This is a genomic window from Marinobacter alexandrii, assembly GCA_039984955.1.
Lineage (GTDB): Bacteria > Bacteroidota > Bacteroidia > Cytophagales > Cyclobacteriaceae > Ekhidna.
Genome location: JBDWTN010000007.1, coordinates 2,034,695 through 2,053,548, shown reverse-complemented (window position 1 = coordinate 2,053,548; position 18,854 = coordinate 2,034,695). Strand labels below are relative to the sequence as shown.

Genomic DNA, 18,854 nt, shown 5'->3' with positions numbered 1-18,854 from the left:
TCCGCGGAAGCGGATTTTTTTATACTCTTTTTGGGATTAGCTGCCGGTAAGTAATGCCAAAATGATGTTGGAGCTTTGATAAAAATTCATCTTCATGCATTATTTCTATTTCATCAATCTCTGCGAGATTTGAAATCTTCAATTTTCTATCAGTCAATGTCACTCTTCCTGTTGGTGTAAGAATAGTGATAATCTTTTTTTTAGTGAAGGGAGATTCGATAGATGTTTGCTGAAACTCGCAGATTTCCATAAACTGAATTAACTGCTTTTCTTCAGTTGTAAAAAGTATTCGTGAGAAAAATTGAGTTGCATTGTCGGATACCTTTAAAATAAAGTTTTCATCCGGATCAGTGTCAATTTTCCAATACCGTGTATAATCCATCTGAATATCCCCCTTTTTTACTTTTATAGGAGATATAGGACCATCACCAAAGCCAACGTCTACTAACCATTTTTCATCATTAATATCAACAATGATTACCATATGTTCGAAGGGTTTTCCGAACTGGTTTTTATCCTCTTTCCAAAATTTTGCAGAAATGATATAGCAATCAAAGCCAAGGTGATATAGCAAATGATAAAAGAGCCCATTTAATTCATGGCAAAACCCACCTCTTTTTTGAAGTACGATTTTTTCGAATATTTTCTGATAATCTAGTACGATTTTACTTCCGTAATGAATATCTAAGTTTTCGAACGGAATAGTTAAAAGATGTGCCTTTTGAAGTTTTTTTAGATACTTAAGCGCAGGCTCTTCTCGTTTTAGACCAATTCTATTTAAATATGAATGAACATCAATCTTTAAAGCTTTTGGTTTATTTTGAAAAAAATTAAGCTTCTTCAATTTTTGATGTTCAATTTTTGTGTCAGATTTCCAATCATATTTTTAAGCGCACTTTGCCAAGTTACATCTGCATCCCACTCACCTACATGAACATTTTTAGAAATATTTTGACGTACGTAAAATTTGTATACCAAAGCATCACTTGGAATAGTCTTCACTTTAGTTTGGTCAGGCATGATAGGTATAATTGACACAAATCCTGTCTCAGACGGGAGTACATCATAATCAAGCATTTGTCTCACTGATCTGGCGGATGAATGAACTGATCGAAGTAAAAATTGATACCTGTTGCGCTTGAGCTCGTCATCAGACATGGGGTCAATCAAGACATACTCATACGGATAAGCTGTCATAATTTTTTCCAGTTCCATGTTCTTTTTAAAGATGTTCTTATTGTACGCTTTGATTTTAGCTAAAACTTTTGAATCTAAAGTTTTTGTTGAATCCAATAGAGCAAATCTTTCTACAGCCAATATGCTTCTCCTGAGCTGACCAGGATAATTTTTAAGTAATGTGTTTTCTACAGTTGAAAGACCTTGCAAATAGTTAGGTTTTTCAGGAATTAAAAAGTTGTTCAAAGGATAATCAGCCCTCCTTATCTCCTTACCCATGTTTAGTAGAATACTGAAAAGATCCGTTCCTTCTAAATAAAAAACATCAGCGTTACTTTCTATCATTTTTCTGTTGCCGTTAAAAGCTGACATAGCCAATGCGTAACCCGTGTTGTTCTTGGTAATGAAGATTAGAAATTTCACTTTTCGACGATTGAAAAGTTCTACGTAAGAGTTAAATGAACTATTGCTTGCAACCAAATCTTGATGATTTAGATAGAACACAGCATCTATTCCCATCGTGACAAACCCTTTATGTACTTGTGAAAGCATTTTTTTATAGTCACCTAATTGTTTGAACTCTCCATTTTTATCAGGGATATCAAAAATGACTGCACTTCTTTCACTATTTATACTTTCTGGAACAGATAAAGATTTATTAAAGGACACATATTCATAAACAGGAATTTGTCCATTTAAAATGATAGTAGCTAGGATCAAAGAAGAGTAAAAAGCTATTCGCATATCTGAGTACTAAATACGTAATTTTATAGATCAACTCATATTCGGCACAATTTAGTATAACTATGAAATGAGCATAAATATCCAAGGGCAAATTTATACCAATCGCCTGATGAATATTTGATGCGAATTCCCACTTCGGTGGACCGATGTTTACAATTGAAAACTAACTATATACATATGAAAACACGATGTACCTGGTGTGCCAACTCTTTTGAAGAATATGTGAAATATCATGATGAAGAATGGGGAGTTCCTGTACACGATGATAAAAAACATTTTGAGTTTTTAATCTTAGAAAGCGCTCAAGCAGGACTCAGTTGGGCAACTATTTTAAAAAAAAGAGACGGTTACAGAAATGCTTTTGCTGACTTTGACGTAAATACGGTAGCTCAGTATGGTGATGGAATGGTAGAAGAACTCCTTCAGGACTCATCCATTATCCGAAATAGGCTGAAAATTGAAGCGGCAATTAACAATGCGAAAAGATTCATTGAGGTACAGAAGGAGTTTGGGTCTTTTAATTTGTATGTATGGAAGTTTGTAAACGGAAAACCAATAGTCAATCAATGGAAATCAATGGATGAGGTACCTGTAACCACAGATCAGTCTGATGCACTATCAAAAGATCTGAAAAAGCGAGGGTTCAAATTTGTTGGGTCCACGACGATGTATGCACATATGCAAGCAATAGGTTTAGTAAACGACCACACCATTGACTGTTTTCGACATCAGGAAATAAACCAGTAACTTTAATCTGTGTCTCACCATTGAATTTAAGTATGAAGAAGCTTCTCATTTCAGCAACAGCATTATCGATCATTGCTTTCTTGATTGTTCTGGACAAGGGAAAAAGTCAAGAAGAGATCTACCTAAAAAACATTGCAGAATTAGGCATCACAAAACTGGATGGTCCCGAAAAATCCACTTTTAGAGATGTTTTGATGACCATGAATCCCAAAACTGGAGAAATCCCGGTTGAAAATGTAAGGCAAACGATTAGAAATCGCAGAGGAAGAATAGCTGAAGAAAGAGATTTTCAATGGGAACAAATAAATACCGAAATAGCAGGAAGGTCGCGGGCGATCATGATAGATCCGAATGATTTAAAAAAACTTTGGCTTGGGGCTGTTACAGGGGGATTATGGTACAACCCTGATTTTAGAAATAATGCAAAGTGGGTTCCTGTTTCTGATGATTGGGAAACTCTTTCGATTTCAAGCATTACATATGACCCTAACAATTCGAATATCTTCTATGTTGGAACAGGAGAATCTTTCACCTCAGTAAATATCTATAGAGAATCCACATCATCTGGGGTTGGTATCTACAAAACAACAGATGGAGGAGCAACATGGTCATTGCTTCCTTCTACGTCAGCATTTCAATACGTAAATGATATTGTTGTTAGAGATGAGGATGGAACAAGCGTTATTTATGCAGGAGTTGCCTCAGGCCTGTATCAAGGAAATGTATTCGGATCCTCACCTTCTGATGGGCTCTACAGATCGGAAGATGGTGGAAATTCTTGGACACAGGTTCTTCCCAACATTAATGGATCTTCCGTGCCTTATACTGTGAGTGATATCGAGTTAACCCCTACTGGCGATCTATATGTCGGAACCATGCGAAACCTGGAAGTTAAAGGAGGAGGAATGATGTTATTCTCTTCGAATGGAACAGACTGGGAAGTTGAAGATAGGTATGCCACAAGCATTGAACAAGAAGGCGTAGACTTAGAACTTGATGTCATTCCAGGAAGAGTTCGCTTTGCCTCATCAGGATCAATGGTATATGCTGTAGGGACGGCTGGACTTCTGAATGATTTTGATCAAATAAGAGACTTTGGATTCTTTACAAGAATTATGCTTAAAGATGGATCAGGAGAATGGCAAGATTTAGCAGGGCCATCTTCAAGCTGGGCCTCCATCCCTTGGCACGCTCTGGCAATGGGAGTAGATCCAAATGATGACAATCGTCTTGTAGTTGGAGGGTTGAATGTACACGCACTTTCGAACGCACGAGAAGCAGGGTCTTTAAGTTGGGTTGGACTAAGTGACTGGTCCTCTATGTATTATTTCTCAGATTACTTGATACCTTTTTTCGGTTTGCAGGATATTGACAGTGTTAAAAATCACTTTGTACATGCGGACGTTCATTCACTTGTTTTTGCGGGATCTTCCAATGAATTGATTGCTTCTACTGATGGAGGCGTTCAATATACAAGTGATCTAAGCAAAGGCTTTGTAACGCTTGAGGGAGAAAGGCTCGATTCATATCCCACATTTGGACATATCAATAACTCACTGGCTACCACACAATATTATACGATAGCTCTACATCCTAATTTGGGTAATAGTGAGGTGTTGGCAGGGTCTCAGGATAATAGTACTCATACATCCGAGACAGGAGCAATTACCTATGGTAGCATGATTGGAGGAGGAGATGGAGCATACTGCTTTTTTGACTCTGACGATTCTGACTTAAGAATTACCTCATCCCAAGTAGGCAACTATAATTTCTTCGTAGGAGATGATGCCTATTTCTATGGTGTAGGTGGTGGTACATTTATTAACCCCGCTGATTACGATGATCGGTCGAATCTAATTTATTCAAACCTAGCTGTTGATGGTGGGTTTGAAGCTCTTTCCACCGGATTGAAAGGAAGGTATTTGGATTCTTTAGCGATTCTTAATGTGAATCCCTTTTTGAACAAGGATGATTTAGGGCTAGATACATTAACATATGTGAAGCTAGGAACTAACTCGACAACCTCTTTTTCCGCAGTGAAGGTTTCACCACATGATACGGAACTAGACGCAACAGTGGTCTTGGGTAATCAACTTGGTGATGTGTTTTTCGTAAAGGGACTTCCCTATTCTCCGTCTTCTACAAAAATTGATAATGATCAACTTCCTGTTGGATACATTTCTTCCATTGATATTGGGGAAACTAATGAAGAGCTTGTGGTCAGCTTTTCCAATTACGGAGTAACCTCTGTGTGGTACACAAGCGATGGTGGCGAAACCTGGAAAAATATTGAACGAAATCTACCAGATATACCCGTTAGAGATGCTAAGTTCAATCCATTGAATCGTGACAAGGTGATAATTGCAACTGAAATTGGAATTTGGGGTTTGGAAAGTATTGAGGATGAAGAAGAGCAATGGCAAGCATACAACGACGGACTTCCAAATGTAAGGGTAGACATGTTTCAGTTAAGAGCTTCGGATAAAACAATTGCGTTAGCAACCCATGGAAGAGGTGTTTTCTTAGGAAAATTTGATCAGGGAGAAGACGTATTAGGAATAGATAATAAATTGGATGAACGAATTACTGTCTATCCTAATCCAACCTCGGATGAAGTCACTTTTAGCAGCCAAGTATCTCAAGTAGAAATTTTCTCCATAAATGGGCAGAAGCTTTATTCTATAGAAGTAGTGGACAATAGGCTTAGCCTTTCTTCTTTAAATCAGGGTGTATACTTCTTGAAGACCGTTACTAAGCAAGGCAAAAAAGAGACAATCAAGATTGTCAAAAAATAGTCTAACTGTAAAATCGATATTCAACGTAACTTTACCTTCATAATAGTTTAGAGGATGATTGATAAACTGGAGGAAATAAAACATCGGTTTGAAGAAGTAGGTCAGTTGATCGTGCAACCAGATATCGTTACAGATATGGAGAAGTACGGAAAGCTGAATAAAGAATATAAGGATCTGGAAAAAATTGTAGTTAAGTATAAAGAGTTTACAGAAGCTACAAGCAACTTGGACAATGCAAAAGAGGTTTTAGGCACAGAGAAAGATCCTGAATTTCGTGAAATGGCTAAAGCGGAGATCGATGAACTTCAGCCACAGATAGAGTCCCTAGAGGAGGAACTTAAATTCATGCTGATCCCGAAAGATCCTAATGACAGCAAAAATGTGATTTTGGAAATTCGTGCAGGAACTGGCGGTGATGAAGCTTCCATATTTGCAGGAGATCTTTTCAGACTTTATAAGTCTTATGCAGAAGGTCAAAAATGGAATTTTTCTGTGCTTGATTTTAACAATGGAAGCTCGGGGGGCTATAAAGAGATCGTAGCTTCAGTTGAAGGAGAAGATGTCTATGCAAAACTTAAATTCGAATCGGGAGTTCATCGTGTGCAGCGAGTACCTGCTACAGAATCTCAAGGACGAGTACACACATCAGCGGCGACTGTAGCGGTACTACCGGAGGCTGAGGAAGTTGATGTAGAATTAAATATGGGAGACATCAGAAAAGATACTTTTAGAGCATCTGGAGCTGGTGGTCAGCATATCAATAAAACGGAATCTGCCGTGAGGCTAACCCATGCTCCCTCAGGCTTAGTTGTTGAGTGTCAAGATGGACGCTCGCAGCACGCCAACTATGATAAAGCGCTAAAAGTACTCCGATCAAGACTTTACGAGATTGAACTGAAAAAACATAATGCGGAAATAAGCAGTCAACGTAAAAGCATGGTCGGTTCTGGGGACAGATCAGATAAAATAAGAACATATAATTATCCTCAAGGACGTGTCACAGATCATAGGATAGGTCTTTCGGTTTTTAATCTCCCTAATGTTATGAATGGAGATATTGAAGAGTTTGTAGAGCAGCTAAGGATCGCAGAAAATGCTGAGATCATGAAAGAAGCTGTAGAATAATCCGTTCTTAATTCAGATGCGAAATCTATTTCTTGTTTTCTCAATTTTTTTGATTTGGGTTGGGTGTTCAGCTCCAGAGGAGTCTATTTCATTTGACCCTGACCTGACTTTAATTTTCAGTAACGATACTGTAGCTTTCGATACCCTTTTGTCAGAGAGGAGAAGTAGTACGAGGAGACTGACTATTTATAATCCAAACAAAGAAGCAATTCAATTTGATGAAATAGTTCTTGGGAAAGGAACAAACTCTGATTATCAAGTCATTATAAATGGTAAGCAAACCAATTCGGTGCTGAATGAGCAGATTTTCGGTGGAGATAGCATCATCATTTTAGTAGAGGTAAACATTGATCCTCGAGATGAAAATCTACCTTACATCGTAAAAGACTCCTTGATTTTTCGCTGGAATACAAATGATGAACATGTTAAGCTTGTTTCCTTTGGTCAGGATGTAACACCGCTAAATAATGTCAGTATTTGCAATGAAACTTGGAGTAGCAATCGACCTTATATCGTATCTGATACTGTTTTAATTCCCACAGGATGTCTATTAGATATTGAAAAAGGAACGACCATTTATTTCGAAAACGATGCTGTGATGTTTGTTCAAGGCACCTTAAAAGCGATAGGCGACTCTGCCAATCATATAGTTTTCAGAAATGCTAGGTTCGACGGTATTTATGATGATGTCCCAGGACAGTGGAATGGCATTTATTTTTTAGAAGGAAGCTCCGAAAACGAAATAGAATTTGCTGAGATTTTCAATGGACAAGTTGGGCTAAGAATAGGTACACCAGACGAGGATGATTTGCCCGACCTGATTGTTAAGAATACTGAGATCTATAATATGAGTTTGGCGGGTATTCTAGCCTTCACTTCAGATGTTGAAGCTAGTAACACACTCATTTATAATTGTGGAACCTACATTGTTGGTGGATTTGCAGGAGGCAACTATCAATATAGACACTGTACTTTTTCCAATGAACCGGCACTATTTATTCAGGATGAGTCTACTGTACAATTTTCAGATAACATCGTTATTGCAGAAAATGAGCTACTTACATCAGATTTAAATCTTGAATTAACCAATTGTATCATTTGGGGTCCTGCTGACGAGGAACTTTTGATCAACAATGGAGGAGGAGCAATAGTTACTGCGACTTTAACCAACAACATTATACGATCCTCGCTTGAGATTGAAAACAACTTAACCTCTCAGGAACTTAACTTTCCAGGCTTTGTAAGTTCGTTTGCCAATGATTATTCGCTGGACACACTGTCCGTTGCTAAGGATAATGGTGTTTCTATTGGAGTGGATATTGACATCTTAGGACGTGACAGAGACAGTAGTCCAGATATCGGAGCATTTGAACGAATTGAAAAAAACTGACCCCTCTATTCTTCTCATTTCTTACTAACTTATTATTTCACTGAGTTTAATGGTGTGAAAAAGGCTATCCTGACACTTACGTTTCTGTTTTTTATTTTCCAATCATTTGGTCAGGCAGATAGCTTGATTACTTCATTGGGTAATCAATCAGGAGAAGAGCGTGTTGGGACTTTACATAATATTGTCATAAGCCTATGGCTCAATTACCCGGCTCGAGCAATGGAGTATGGTGGCGAAGCACTTTCACTATCAGAAGAAATGGGTGATTCATTGTTGATTTCTAAATCACTAAGATTTATTGCTGGGGTTTATTACTATAAAGGGGATTATGATGAATCTTTAGATTATAATCAGAAGGCTTTAAGCATTGCTATTTCACTAGCAGATACTTCGCTTATCAATAATGGTTATAACAACATTGGCTTACTCTACTATAACCTTGGAGACTACCAAACCGCCTTTGAATACCTCCTAAAAGGGAAAGCCTTGAAGGAAAAAATTGGAGAAACATATGGATTAGCCACGGTCATAAATAATATTGGGTTGGTGTTTGATCGAGTAAAGGATTATGAAGAGGCGAGAAGTTATTTTGAAGAGGCATTTGAGTTAGCGATAGAAATCCAAGATTTGGATAGTAAGCTTTATGCTATCAATAATATTGGAACGACTTATTTGAAAGAAAATAAATTGGATTCTGCTTTAATATATTTCCGAGAAGGACTGAAGTTAGCTGATGAGATTAAAAACTTTAATTGGGGTTCAGTTTCGATGAGAGGTGTTGGAGAAACGCTCATGCTTAAAGGGGTGGGTGACTCAGTTCAATACTTTTTTCAAAAGTCACTTAATACTAGTCAGTCCATCGATGACAAAAAGGGGATGGCAGAAGCGTATTTTCTAATGTCAAAAAACGCCTTAAGAAAGGGCACTATTGATAATGCAATTTACTATTTGGATAATTCTGATGAATGGACTCGAAAAATACGATTGAGACAGCAACTACTTGACAACCTCAATCTATATTCAGACATTTATGCCGCGAAAAAAGATGAAGAAAAAGAACACGAATACCTACGCAAGTACATAAAACTGAAAGATTCTCTTTTTCAAGAGGTTGTTTCTCGGAATCTACACTTTATTCCTCTGAAGTTGAAAGAGGAAGAAGATCGGTTTACGATGGCTTCTCAACAGGTAGAAATCAAAAATCAGGAGATTGCGAATCGGCTTTTTACTTTTATCATCATTGTGACTATCCCACTTTTGGTGGTGATGATTATTTTGTTGAGAAAAAATCATAAAAAAAATGAGAAGCTTCAGCAAAACAATGAGGAGCTTAGAAAGACACAGAAACTCTTAGTTACGTCAGAAAAAATGGCTTCTTTGGGAGTTTTAGCAGCAGGTGTAGGCCATGAGATTAACAACCCGCTCAATTTTATTAAAAACGGAATTGAAGCACTAGCCCAGAAAATTCAAAAGGATAAATCTATTGATGATGAAGAATTAAAAACGTATTTCAAGATCATCAATGAAGGTGTGGATAGAGCCACCAATATTGTAAAAAGCCTGAGTCACTTCAGCAGAAAGGCAGCTCCGGATGTGGTAGAGCACTGCAATATTCACGAGATTATTGAAAACTGCCTACTTATCCTTCACAGCAAGATCAGAAACAGAGTAAGAATCATCACAGACTTCACAAAGGAAGGCGTTGATTTGAGAGGCAATGAAGGGAGGCTGCATCAAGCAATGATCAACATCATCGCTAATGCAGAACAGGCAATTGATGAAGAAGGCTCAATTCAAATCACAACAAAGCGCTTAAATAAACATGTAGAAATATGCATTGAGGATGATGGCGAAGGGATTCCGGAAGAAAATTTAATAAAAATTAGCGATCCTTTTTTTACAACGAAGGCCCCTGGAGAGGGCACGGGACTTGGTCTATTTATTACATTTTCCATTATTGAAGAACACAATGGTCATATCGACGTAAAATCAAACATTGATGAGGGAACTAAGTTTATTATAACCTTACCTTTATAAAAATGAACGATAGACCAGCGATCCTTTATATAGACGATGAAGAAGCCAACTTACTTCTCTTTCGAGTATCATTTGAAGGAGAAAGAGATGTGCTTGTAGCCAGTACCCCGGAAGAAGGATTGAGAAAACTTGATGAGAATCGTGCGAGAATAAAGGCAGTCATTAGCGATATGCATATGCCACAAATGAATGGGGTTCAATTCATCCAAAAAGCACAGGAAAAAAATAATGACATTCCGTATTTCATTTTAAGTGGATACGCTTTCAACGATGAAATAGATCAGGCACTTAGGCAAAAGACCATAAAGAAGTTTTTTACAAAACCATTTGATCGGAAGGAGATAGAAGACTCTCTGAAAAGTACCAACGGCTCTTAAACCTATCCATCCTCTTCCTTTTTTTCTTCCTCTTCTGGCTTGCCTAAAATCTTATTTTTCTTTTCTTTCAAGCTTTCAGAAGCTTCCTCAAGATTTAATCGCGCTTTTAGGCGATTTAAGATCCCTTTACCAATTGATAGCGCTCGATCACTAAAAGTCAATTCTTCAGCTGGTTCCTTAGAAGGAGCTTTAACTTCTGGTTTAGCTACGTTTTCAGGCTTAATCAAGTACCTACTTGTAGAGCTAGTATCCACCACAATCTTCTGGGAAGCAGCAGAAAAAACTACGGCGAAGAATAAAAGTCCGGTGATGAATAGTTTATAACTCAATGCAACGAAGTATTTTCGATTATCATCAATATTAGTATAAAGAGAGAATATTGGAAAGAATTTGTAAAAACTGTGAGAAAAAACTCGATAACGAGTTTAAATACTGTCCTTCTTGCGGACAGGAACACAAAGACAAAGTAGTTCATTTTAAGCAATTCATCCTTGACTTTCTAGGAGACTATTTTACTTTCGACTCATTAATCATACGTAGTGTAAAGCCCCTTTTAATAAAACCGGGCTTTCTCACAAACGAATTTATTGTAGGCCGCAGAGTTCGATACATTCCTCCGCTGAGGCTCTTTATCTTTATCAGCATTATCTTCTTTTTGATTTTGGGGCCTGTAGAAAAAACGGTAGCACTGGAAAGAAATGAGGAGGCAGAATTTCTGGATAATTTTTTCAATGTGTGGTTTCCAAGGCTCTTTTTTCTGCTTTTACCACTGTTTGCCCTGTTTCTTTACATGCTTTTTCGGAAGCCAGGAAGATTCTATCTCACACACTTTATTTTCTCAATTCATTTGCATGCATTCATCTTTGTTCTCTTGACACTTATGGTGGTCTTGATTGATTATATCTTTCCGAGTAGTGTCTTTCTAAGTCAATGGTCTTTGATTATCACGATGTTTCTTCTTCAGCTCTATTTGTTAATTGCCCTGAAAAGAGTCTATGATCAAAAGTGGCTTACTACATTTTTCAAGCTACTGATGGTAAACATCATGTATGTGGTTTCTGCCATGATCATCTTCAGCGGTGCAGCAGCACTGATCTTTTATATGTAACAAAAAAAAGGCTCCCATTACTGAGAGCCTTTTTTGAAAATATTTTCTAACTATTAGAAATAGAAGAATAAGTTGATTGCAGCTGAAGTATTATCAAAACCCATTTCAAAAGTTCTATCACCTTCAGTAAATGTACTTGTCTCGATTACGGCATCTTGAGATCCTTCATATCCTTCGAAAGTCACAGAGGTATCTCCGAAAGTAGAATAGCTTACTCCCCAGTAAAATTCACCTCCAAGGGACATTTTAGGAGCAAAGAAATATTCTACGCCAACAAACCCTCTTAGACCGAATTGCAAGTTGTTACCTAAGTTACCTTCAGTGATTCTAAAACCTAAAGCAGGGTCGGTAACACCTGTTGGATTCCCGAAACCAGTACCAGTTGGTGTCTGGTTAGTCGCAGTAATTTCATTTCCGTACTGAAATTTCGAAGTGTTTTCGGTAGTATAATGAACATATACATCTGCACCATATACTCCTTGTACTCTTGATTTACCTTTACGTTTTTCAAGTCCAAGACTCAATGTAAGTCCAAACTGCTCAATATCTCGAATATCAAAGACAACTTCATCAGGATTAGTACTGGCATCATCATCTACTCTAAACTTCGTTCTATTTGCATTAGCAAAAATATGAGCTCCACCTCTCCATGCAAGATCATCAGCAATAAAATATTTACCCCAAATTGTAGCATTTGGAAGACCTTTACTTACTTGGTTAAAAGCTGGTGAAACATTAAGGTTTTCTCCGTTTGCAGCATTACCAAAGTATTGCAATACAGAAGAGGCATTTATACCTAATGACCAGTCACCTTTCTTCGGAAGGATCTGATGACCATTCTTAGATAGCAATTCATTCTCCTCTCCTGAGGATTTGAATATTTTTAGTTTAGTTACTCTTGTCCCTGTCTGACTCGCATCTTGTGCAAATCCTGCAATGGCAAAGAGTACTAAAACTATTGATAATATATTTTTCATAAATTATTTCGCTCAAATATTAGTTTTCAACTACTGAATTAGGCGTTGTATCAGAAATATCAAATGTATCTTCTTGCCCTTTACTCAAATTTCTGGTTGCGTTTACTTCATCGTAAGTAGCCGTACCTGTAACATCATCACCACCGCCATTCGTGAATTGGTAATTCGTAATAACTATTTCCGGAACTACTACGTCAATTGTGCTGTCATCTGTAAGAGGAACTTGAATGGAATATCTACCATTGTTGTCAGTGGTAGCTGTTGCACCTCGCTGGATATTGTCTTTGTCATTCCAAGTAAAACGGATAACAAGTCCGATTACAGGGTTTTCATCTTCGCTACCAGCGATAGCGTTCACTCTTACCTCTACTTCACCTTCTATTGTAGCAAAAATTGGAAGATTATCTACTAGATTATCTTCGTAGCTAAAGTTTACTTCTTCTGTATCTCCAGCATTTAACTCTACATCGTCTTCTTCACCTTCTTCGAAGGTTGCACTGAAACCTGTTACGTTATTGAATCCATCGTTGTAGTCAACGCCTGTCGTAAATTCTTCGAATACGACAGTAAAGTCGTCATCTACATCTTCTGTAGGAACCTGAAAACTGTATGCTCCAGAAGCATCGGTAGTTGTAGAAAGAGACCTATCATTTCCGCTTCCATCTTCCCATTTTACAGTTACAGTTGCTCCTACAGCAACTTCTGGAATACCTTCAGTTGTAATTTGCTCGGTATCAGCCACTACTGTTCCTGAGATGGTACCAAATTTCTCTAATACAAGACCGCCTTTGAAATTGCTTTCGTAATCGAAATCTACGGTAACTGTTTCACCAATTCTTACGGTAGCAGTGGCATCATCAGATTCGAAAACTACAGATTCAGTCGAAGTACCAGTTCCATTATCGAATGTGACATCTAATTCGACTTCATCAAATTCAAGAGTAAAATCAATTCCATCCTCAGTAGTAGGAACCTCTGCTGTATAGACACCAGTGGAATCAGTTGTTACCGTAATTGATTGTGTTCTGTCGTCTTCTCCATCATCGTATATGTCTATATCCTCTGTGCTCCAGAAAATTCTTACAGGTACTCCTCGTAAAATCTCTGACTGTGATTGACCATCTGTTTGGTCTACATCTGCGCTTACAGTACCTGTAATTGTCGCAGTACCTGTAATATCTACAGTTGTTGTTTCTGTTTCCTTACAAGCGGATAGTAATACTATCACAAATAAACTTGCAATAATCGATTTTTTCATTTTTTAAATGTTTTAAAATGGTAGTAATAAAATGTAGCGGCGAAATTACAACAAATTTTGATCATATCATTTTTTTTATAATGAATTGTATTAATTCCACAATAACAAATATTCATCTATGAACAAGTAAGATTGCCAATTTTTGATTGGTTAATTTAAGTGATTACTTGTCTTGTATTTCGAATGGCAGCATCAGATCCCGTAACGTCATCGCGATATGCAATGCGTCATTGCGAACGCAGTGAAGCAATCTCATTAAAATAAGGTTTGTTCAATATTGATTAAATGCGCTATTCTGAAAATATGAGATTACTTCAGTCATACTTCCTTCGTAATGACGGTTAAAATTGCGAATGTCATCGCGAATGCAATGAAGCGATCTCAAGATTGATAAGGTTATCAATACTCTGGATTTATTATAATGAGATTGCGTCGGTCATGCCTTCATTCCTAATGACGGTCATTATGTAGTGCGCGATTTCGAGACTGCTTCAGTTGTACTTCTACCGCGATGAATTACTTATCTTGTATTTCGTATGACAACATCACAACATCACAACCCTCTCAACTGTCCAACAGGTCGATGGACCATGTTTTCGACTATTTTGGCTACCAGCATGGCGTTTATAGATGGTTCGGCTCTGAACGTAATCTTGCCTTCACTCCAGCAAGACTTATCTGCAGGAGGTGTTGACTTATTTTGGGTGCTCAATAGCTACCTACTCATGTTAGCCGCACTGATAATTGTCGGTGGCAGTCTCGGAGATAAATTAGGGAGGGTAAAAGTATTTAAAATCGGAATCCTTGTTTTTACTCTTGGTTCAGCTCTTTGTGGTTTCTCTCAAGACATTACTCAGTTGATCGCGTTTAGAACAATTCAGGGAATAGGTGGGGCATTCATGATCCCTGGAAGCTTATCGATTATTTCTGCCGTATTTAGTAAAGAAGAGAAAGGAAAAGCCATAGGTACATGGTCCGCTACTACCACAATCGTTACTATATGTGGACCAGTATTGGGTGGAGCCCTTGCAGATGCCGGACTTTGGAGGCTCATATTTTTCATTAATATACCATTTGGACTATTATCAATTTGGGCGTTGCATTTCAAAGTGCCTGAGAGCAAGCAACCAAAAGTTTCCAAAATTGATTGGAAAGGAGCAACAACACTTGTTTTGAGTCTAGCAGCACTTACGTTTGGTTTCCTGGAAATGCCAGAGTTGGGCTATCAGCATCCTGTGGTTATTTTGAGCCTTGCGCTTGGTACGTTTTTTCTGATCCTTTTTGTCATTATTGAAAAAAAAGTGAACGATCCAATGGTACCTCTCGATATGTTTACCAATAAGACATTCTCTGGTGTCAATCTTCTGAGTTTCTTCTTGTATGCAGGCATGGGTGCTATGATGCTCTTCCTCTCATTAAACATTATTCAGGTTCAAGGGTACTCTCAGTTTCAAGCTGGTTTGACATTTCTCCCCTTTTCTTTCATTATGGTGCTGGCTGCACGTAAGATGGGAGAGCTTACTAGTAAACATGGAGCTAGACGATTTTTAATTCTTGGTCCAACACTTACAGGGTTGGGTATGGTATGGTTTTCCTTCATTGGTATGACAGATGGTCCCTCAGCCTATTGGACTACTTTTTTTCCACCATTTTTATTGTTTGCAGTAGGAATAGCGATCACCGTAGTGCCACTTACAACAGCAGTAATGGCGTGTGTTGAAGACAGCAAAAGTGGGATAGCATCAGGCATCAACAATAGTGTTACACGTATTTCCGGAACATTTATGAACGCAATATTGGGTGCGGTTGTGATACTTGTCTTTGGAAATTATGTACTGGAATCGATGGAAACATTATCCATTTCAGAAACAATCAAAGAACAGGTGATGCAGGAAGCATCCAAGCTGGGTGAGGCCATTGCACCAACAGCATATGATTCAGGTCTGCAAGCCTCAATCAACTCTATTTTTGATAATAGCTTCATTGCGGTATACCAGATGGTATGCCAGATAGGCGCTGCTCTTTCATTTCTATCAGCTGGCATTGCTTTTTTTATGGTTGAAAAGAAGAAAGTATAGAAATAGGATCTAGCAAAGTAGTTGATCAATCGAATCGGAGCAGTTCTCCTAATGCATGTTAGCCCTATTTGGAAACCGCTAAGGAATCAGGATAGATTCAAAAAACTCATGCAAAAGATCGGCGTTCAATAAAAATTATTTTCATCTGTAACCTTCCTTCCCTTTTCTTGTAACTTATCTGATTAACAACACCACCCGATGATTCGGGACTAACCTGGTTAGAATTTGGAAGTAACAGACGAACAGTTAATGTCGCTGGTGAAGGCGGGACAACTGGATTATTTGAATGAAGTTTTTAATCGCTATAGTAAGCGTATTTATAACTACTTTCTAAAGTCCACACTCGAGCGATCCGATAGCGATGATCTAACACAAGATCTTTTTATCCGAGTGATGAAGTATCGCAATTCTTATAAGGATGGTCACTCTGTTCAATTCTGGATTTTTCAAATAGCCAGAAATATGGTGAAAGACCACTTTCGAAAGATGAAGGTGCACAAAGATCAATTCAACCCTTTGGAAGTAATTCCAGAAGTAACTGACGAAAATGGGGAAGAAGAGTTTGAAAGAGAAAGGAAACTTCATGAGGCAATGAAATCACTTTCAGATGAAAAAAGGGAGCTATTGGTTCTTAGCAAATTTCAGGGAATGAAATATGAACAAATAGCGACTATGCGGGATACGTCAGTCAGTAATGTAAAGGTGCAAGTACACCGGACGATTAAAGAGCTGAGAGATATCTATTTTGAATTAGCAGAAGATTAAAAAATAAGCGTGATGAAAGAAACAATCACAGATGAACAATTAATTGCACTCCTTGAGGGAGAGGCGAATGCAGAGTTGGAATCCAAAATTAATACGGAAACTGACTTGAAGAAGCGCTACAATGACTTGAAAGAGATAATGCTAGCAATTGAGACCTCCAGCGAAGTTGAGGTGCCTGTACATATTCAGACAGGCTTTCAGCAAGCATTAATCAATGAAAAGATCAACAGAAAGGGGAATCATTGGTCGTGGATGCAAGTAGCAGCGGCTGTGGCATTGCTGATTGTCGGTTTCGGAATGGGTAAATTCTCTACTAATGACTCGTCACAGGAATTGGCACTATTAAAAGGTGAAATACAGTCGCTTAGAGAAGTAACGCTAACGAGCGCGCTACAGCGCCATTCGGCAAGTGAGCGCATCATGGCGGTTAATCAAATTGAAGAGAAATCGACACTTAATACTGAGCTGATCTCAACGCTGATCACCACACTTAATTCGGATGAAAGCCCGAATGTGAGATACGCTGCGCTACAAGCTCTTGAAAAGTTTATTGGCGAAGCAGATGTTCGAGCGGAGTTAGTTAAGTCGCTTGAGTCACAAATAGATCCTCTCATTCAGATTTCGCTGATTACCATTTTGGTAGAAGCGGAAGAACGAAGTGCTATTGCACCATTGAGAGATATGATAGAAAAAGAAAATACATCACCTGAGGTGAAGCAGCAAGCAGAAGTTGCTATTCAGGTTTTGACGTAAAAAACATACCGGTACTTATTCAAATGACTAAAAATTCAAATAACAATAAAATGAAAACGATTATAGCAGGCCTAATACTATTGACATGTGTCAGTGGAATGGCGCAAAACGATAAAAAGAGCAGTTTTACCATTTCGGTAAAAGGAAATGCAGCTGAGACATGGCTGGTAATAGATAACCTTAGCTCCGACTTGAAAATAGAAGGAACCTCAGGGTCAGACATAAAAATTGAAAGCAAAAATTATAGAGGCCTTCCAGATAAAGCCCAAGGACTTAAGCCACTTTCAGCTTCAGGACCGGAAAATACAGGAATAGGGTTGAGTATGAAGCAGGAAGGCAACACTATTACGCTTTCCGGAGCTCACAGAGAAGCAGATAATGCAGATTATATCATGTACTTACCGAAAAACCTAAAACTTAAAGTCAACTATAACTCATGGCAGGCTGGTGATGTAGTAATCAAAGGAATGGCCGGCGAAGTAGAGGCAAAAAGTCAAGTAGGTGATTTAGAGTTTATAGATGTAACAGGACCTATTGTAGCACATACACTAAGTTCAGATCTTGAGGTCACATTCACTTCTCTTTCTAGTACATCACCATCTTCTTTGAGCTCTACAAGTGGAGATATAGATGTGACGTTACCAGAATCCACCAAAGGGACATTCAAAATGGCCACCGTTTCGGGAGGAGTTTACACTGCATTTGATTTTGACTTTGGTGAGGATGCAAAAATCAGAAGAATTGGAGGTCAAAATGCAACTGGGAAACTAAATGGAGGAGGAGTGGAAGTTTCATTGAAGACGGTTAGCGGAGATATCTACGTAAGAAAACCAGAATAAGATGAGAGTCCTTATAATCATATTGTGCATGGCAAATCTAGGGTTGTCTGCACAGCCAAAAAAAGTAACAGCATCTGTTCCTGTATCTGGTCAGGAGCTGTTAGATCTAGAGTTTGCATATGCTGATGACATCATCTTTAAGACATGGGATAAGAATGAAGTGTATGTAGAGGTGATGGTAGAGATCAACAATGGTAAAGACAATGATGTATTCTCATTAAAAACCAATAAATCAAGCTCTACTATTTATGTAGAGATGGATGAAGACATGTGGAAAAGAATAAAGGATGAAAATGGGAAGCGGAAGAATTGTAATACATCGACTATCCACTATACCGTATATCTTCCAAAGAAGCTGAATGTGAAATCCAATACCATATCAGGAGACTATGAGTTCGAGTACTTTGGCGCAGAGATGAAATTAAAAACAATTTCTGGAGTAATTGATGTGACGATCTCCGAAAAGCAAGGGATGGATTTCAAAGCAAAGACAATATCTGGAGAGATCTACTCTGATATCGAAATCAAATATCCTTATGGTAAAAAAGGGTTGAATCAGATTGTGGGCCAAGATATTCGAGGCAGGGTTAGTAGTGGAGGAATCGAATCCAACTTTGAGACTATTAGTGGAAACATTTATCTCAGAAAAGGATAAGAAAGCCACTGCAACATGAGCGAAGCAATC

17 protein-coding genes are annotated in these 18,854 nt (G+C 38.1%); 12 read left to right on the top strand and 5 right to left on the bottom strand.

Annotation, left to right across the window (positions count from 1 at the left end):
* Positions 1-19 precede the first annotated feature (19 nt).
* Both ABJQ32_15320 and ABJQ32_15315 read right to left on the bottom strand, forming a co-directional pair.
* Positions 20-844: an arylamine N-acetyltransferase gene (locus ABJQ32_15320; GenBank protein ID MEP5291021.1), complete on the bottom strand. Its 825-nt coding sequence runs from the start codon at positions 842-844 to the stop codon at positions 20-22.
* Positions 841-1,920, bottom strand: coding sequence for a hypothetical protein (locus tag ABJQ32_15315; protein MEP5291020.1), 1,080 nt, complete (start codon positions 1,918-1,920; stop codon positions 841-843). Before ABJQ32_15315 ends, ABJQ32_15320 begins: the two co-directional genes overlap by 4 nt.
* Positions 1,921-2,097: 177 nt before the next feature.
* On the opposite strand from ABJQ32_15315, the gene ABJQ32_15310 reads away from it, so the two are divergent.
* From ABJQ32_15310 to ABJQ32_15285, 6 genes are read left to right on the top strand one after another with little or no spacing between them, the layout of a single operon-like run.
* Positions 2,098-2,667 carry a DNA-3-methyladenine glycosylase I gene (locus ABJQ32_15310; GenBank protein MEP5291019.1) on the top strand — a complete coding sequence of 190 codons (570 nt, stop codon included), beginning with the start codon at positions 2,098-2,100 and terminating at the stop codon, positions 2,665-2,667.
* A 32-nt stretch (positions 2,668-2,699) separates the two neighbouring features.
* A complete protein-coding gene (locus ABJQ32_15305; protein MEP5291018.1) occupies positions 2,700-5,462 on the top strand; it encodes a T9SS type A sorting domain-containing protein in 2,763 nt (920 codons plus the stop codon).
* 54 nt (positions 5,463-5,516) lie between these two features.
* Positions 5,517-6,587 (top strand): peptide chain release factor 1, encoded by a 1,071-nt coding sequence (prfA, locus tag ABJQ32_15300; protein MEP5291017.1) that lies wholly within the window; start codon positions 5,517-5,519, stop codon positions 6,585-6,587.
* A gap of 16 nt (positions 6,588-6,603) precedes the next feature.
* On the top strand, positions 6,604-7,977 hold the full coding sequence (locus tag ABJQ32_15295) for a hypothetical protein (protein ID MEP5291016.1): 1,374 nt from the start codon (positions 6,604-6,606) through the stop codon (positions 7,975-7,977).
* Positions 7,978-8,031: 54 nt separating this feature from the next.
* Positions 8,032-10,014 (top strand): tetratricopeptide repeat protein, encoded by a 1,983-nt coding sequence (locus tag ABJQ32_15290; protein MEP5291015.1) that lies wholly within the window; start codon positions 8,032-8,034, stop codon positions 10,012-10,014.
* A 2-nt stretch (positions 10,015-10,016) separates the two neighbouring features.
* Positions 10,017-10,391 (top strand): response regulator, encoded by a 375-nt coding sequence (locus tag ABJQ32_15285; protein ID MEP5291014.1) that lies wholly within the window; start codon positions 10,017-10,019, stop codon positions 10,389-10,391.
* A 2-nt stretch (positions 10,392-10,393) separates the two neighbouring features.
* On the opposite strand, the gene ABJQ32_15280 is transcribed toward ABJQ32_15285, so the two are convergent.
* Positions 10,394-10,720: a hypothetical protein gene (locus ABJQ32_15280; protein MEP5291013.1), complete on the bottom strand. Its 327-nt coding sequence runs from the start codon at positions 10,718-10,720 to the stop codon at positions 10,394-10,396.
* A 50-nt stretch (positions 10,721-10,770) separates the two neighbouring features.
* Here ABJQ32_15280 and ABJQ32_15275 point away from each other — a divergent pair, with 50 nt between their 5' ends.
* Positions 10,771-11,499 (top strand): DUF3667 domain-containing protein, encoded by a 729-nt coding sequence (locus ABJQ32_15275; GenBank protein ID MEP5291012.1) that lies wholly within the window; start codon positions 10,771-10,773, stop codon positions 11,497-11,499.
* 53 nt (positions 11,500-11,552) lie between these two features.
* On the opposite strand, the gene ABJQ32_15270 is transcribed toward ABJQ32_15275, so the two are convergent.
* Both ABJQ32_15270 and ABJQ32_15265 read right to left on the bottom strand, forming a co-directional pair.
* Positions 11,553-12,476 (bottom strand): hypothetical protein, encoded by a 924-nt coding sequence (locus ABJQ32_15270; GenBank protein ID MEP5291011.1) that lies wholly within the window; start codon positions 12,474-12,476, stop codon positions 11,553-11,555.
* 19 nt (positions 12,477-12,495) lie between these two features.
* Positions 12,496-13,734: a hypothetical protein gene (locus tag ABJQ32_15265; GenBank protein MEP5291010.1), complete on the bottom strand. Its 1,239-nt coding sequence runs from the start codon at positions 13,732-13,734 to the stop codon at positions 12,496-12,498.
* A 536-nt stretch (positions 13,735-14,270) separates the two neighbouring features.
* On the opposite strand from ABJQ32_15265, the gene ABJQ32_15260 reads away from it, so the two are divergent.
* The 5 genes from ABJQ32_15260 to ABJQ32_15240 all read left to right on the top strand — a co-directional run bounded on the left by ABJQ32_15260 (position 14,271) and on the right by ABJQ32_15240 (position 18,824).
* Positions 14,271-15,812 (top strand): MFS transporter, encoded by a 1,542-nt coding sequence (locus ABJQ32_15260; GenBank protein MEP5291009.1) that lies wholly within the window; start codon positions 14,271-14,273, stop codon positions 15,810-15,812.
* Positions 15,813-16,037: 225 nt separating this feature from the next.
* Positions 16,038-16,577: a sigma-70 family RNA polymerase sigma factor gene (locus tag ABJQ32_15255; GenBank protein ID MEP5291008.1), complete on the top strand. Its 540-nt coding sequence runs from the start codon at positions 16,038-16,040 to the stop codon at positions 16,575-16,577.
* Between the two features lie 12 nt (positions 16,578-16,589).
* On the top strand, positions 16,590-17,330 hold the full coding sequence (locus ABJQ32_15250; GenBank protein MEP5291007.1) for a HEAT repeat domain-containing protein: 741 nt from the start codon (positions 16,590-16,592) through the stop codon (positions 17,328-17,330).
* 50 nt (positions 17,331-17,380) lie between these two features.
* A complete protein-coding gene (locus ABJQ32_15245; protein ID MEP5291006.1) occupies positions 17,381-18,169 on the top strand; it encodes a DUF4097 family beta strand repeat-containing protein in 789 nt (262 codons plus the stop codon).
* Between the two features lie 28 nt (positions 18,170-18,197).
* Entirely contained in the window at positions 18,198-18,824 is a 627-nt protein-coding gene (locus ABJQ32_15240; protein MEP5291005.1) for a hypothetical protein, read from the top strand.
* Positions 18,825-18,854: the final 30 nt, after the last annotated feature.